1 protein-coding gene is annotated in these 1,322 nt (G+C 47.4%); it reads left to right on the top strand.

The features are described 5' to 3' along the window. Positions 1-4: 4 nt before the first annotated feature. Positions 5-1,322 (top strand): two-component sensor histidine kinase CitS (yflR, locus tag ACWHAR_RS21635; RefSeq protein WP_452087789.1); only part of this gene is annotated, 1,318 nt, incomplete at its 3' end.

The raw sequence follows: 1,322 nt of genomic DNA, 5'->3' as shown, positions 1-1,322 counted from the left end.
TGCTGTGGTGAAAAAGCGGTTCCATTTTTCCCTGCAAACAAAAATAATGGGGCTGATTGCGGCTCTGCTGGTTTTTGTCATTGGTGTGCTGACCGTTACGTTAGCCGTTCAGCATACACAGGGAGAACGGAGACAGGCAGAGCAGCTGGCGGTTCAAACGGCGAGAACCATTTCCTATATGCCGCCGGTTAAAGAGCTCATTGAGAGAAAAGGCGGACATGCGGCTCAGACGCAAGAGGTCATTGAACAAATCAAAGAACAGACTGGCGCGTTTGCCATTTATGTTTTGGACGAAAAAGGAGACATTCGCAGCGCCTCTGGAAAAAGCGGATTAAAGAAACTGGAGCGCAGCAGAAAAATTTTGTTTGGCGGTTCGCATGTTTCTGAAACAAAAGCGGATGGACGAAGAGTGATCAGAGGGAGCGCGCCGATTATAAAAGAACAGAAGGGATACAGCCAAGTGATCGGCAGCGTGTCTGTTGATTTTCTGCAAACGGAGACAGAGCAAAGCATCAAAAAGCATTTGAGAAATTTGAGTGTGATTGCTGTGCTTGTACTGCTGCTCGGATTTATTGGCGCCGCCGTGCTGGCGAAAAGCATCAGAAAGGATACGCTTGGGCTTGAACCGCATGAGATCGCGGCTCTATATCGTGAGAGGAACGCAATGCTTTTCGCGATTCGAGAAGGGATTATTGCCACCAATCGTGAAGGCGTCGTCACCTTGATGAACGTATCGGCGGCCGAGATGCTGAAGCTGCCCGAGCCTGTGACCCATCTTCCTATAGATGACGTCATGCCGGGAGCAGGGCTGATGTCTGTGCTTGAACAAGGAGAAATGCTGCCGAACCAGGAGGTAAGCGTCAACGATCAAGTGTTTATTATCAATACGAAAGTGATGAATCAAGGCGGGCAGGCGTATGGGATTGTCGTCAGCTTCAGGGAGAAAACAGAGCTGAAGAAGCTGATTGACACATTGACAGAGGTTCGCAAATATTCAGAGGATCTCAGGGCGCAGACTCATGAATTTTCAAATAAGCTTTATGCGATTTTAGGGCTGCTTGAGCTTGGGGAGTATGATGAAGCCATTGATCTGATTAAAGAGGAATATGCGATACAAAATGAACAGCATGATCTTTTATTCCATAACATCCATTCGCAGCAGGTGCAGGCCATTTTGTTAGGGAAAATAAGCAAGGCATCGGAAAAGAAGGTCAAGCTGGTTATTGATGAGAACAGCTCACTCGCGCCTCTTCCTGCACATATCGGCTTGTCCCATCTTATTACGATTATTGGCAATTTAATTGATAACGCTTTCGAAGCTG

This window comes from Bacillus sp. LR--39 (assembly GCF_053613335.1).
This window is presented reverse-complemented; position numbering and strand designations above follow the sequence as displayed.